General features: G+C 76.4%; 2 pseudogenes. Both read left to right on the top strand.

The features are described from left to right. Positions 1 to 450: pseudogene (locus VR45_RS48185) on the top strand (hypothetical protein); the annotation flags it as partial. A 164-nt stretch (positions 451 to 614) separates the two neighbouring features. Then, positions 615 to 996, top strand: a pseudogene (locus VR45_RS48180) (methyltransferase); the annotation flags it as partial.

The raw sequence follows: 996 nt of genomic DNA, 5'->3' as shown, positions 1-996 counted from the left end.
ATCCTGCGCCCCGAGGTGCGGGCGGCGGACGGCACCTGCCGCGCGGTCGAGGTGTTCGCGCTGACCGTCGTACCGGGCTCGGACCTGGGGCCCGTCGCCGAGCACGAGCGGGCCCACCAGCACGAGGCACACCTCGCCTTCGAGGTCCTGCGCCCGGAACCGCTGCTCCTGCGCGGACTGTGCGCCCTGCTCGCCGACCAGGGCGCCGCCCCCGACGGCGGCGGCTACAACCCGCACGAGAACGGCACCGTCCTCTACTTCACCGCGCCCGCCTCCTCCCTGGCCGGCTACCGGCGGGTGGAGCTGTACGCGCCGGGCGACCATCGCGACGTCCTGACCGGTCACTTGGCCGGTCACCTGGTCGGTCACTTGGCACAGAGCGCCCCGCCACCCGTCCGGCCGCCGGCACGCCCGCCGACCAGCCTGCCGAAACGCTCCTGCGCCTGCTGACGGGGGCCTGGGCCACCCAGGCCCTGGCGGCCTGTGCCCGGCTGCGCCTGGCCGACGCCGTCCCGCCGGGGGAGCCGATCGACCGGGCCGCCCTGGCCCGCCGCACCGGCACCCACCCCCGCGCCCTGGCCACCCTGCTGCGCTACCTCGCCATGCTCGGCGTGGTGACGGAGGAGGGGGAGCGCGTCCGCCTCACCGAGGTCGGCGCCCTGCTCCGCGAGGACGCCCCGGCCTCGATGCGGCCGCTCGCCCTGATGTACGGCGGGCCGTTCTACCGCTCCTTCGGCGCCCTCGACCACACCGTGCGCACCGGAGAGACCGCCTTCGACCACCTGTACGGCGAGAACCACTTCGACCACTTCGCCCGCGACCCCGAACTCGCCGACCTGTTCGACCGCTCGATGGCCGCCAGCACCCGGATGTTCGACCCCGTCCCCGCCCACCCGGCGCTCGCCGCCGCCGCCGCCGCGCGGCCGGAGGGCGGCACCGTCGTCGACGTCGCGGGCGGCAACGGCGAACTCCTCGCCCGGGTCCTCACCGCCCACC

Source organism: Streptomyces sp. NRRL S-495, from assembly GCF_000966955.1.
GTDB classification, from domain to species: domain Bacteria; phylum Actinomycetota; class Actinomycetes; order Streptomycetales; family Streptomycetaceae; genus Kitasatospora; species Kitasatospora purpeofusca.
Note: the sequence above shows the minus strand (reverse complement) of the source record. Positions and strands in the feature narration are given on the sequence as shown.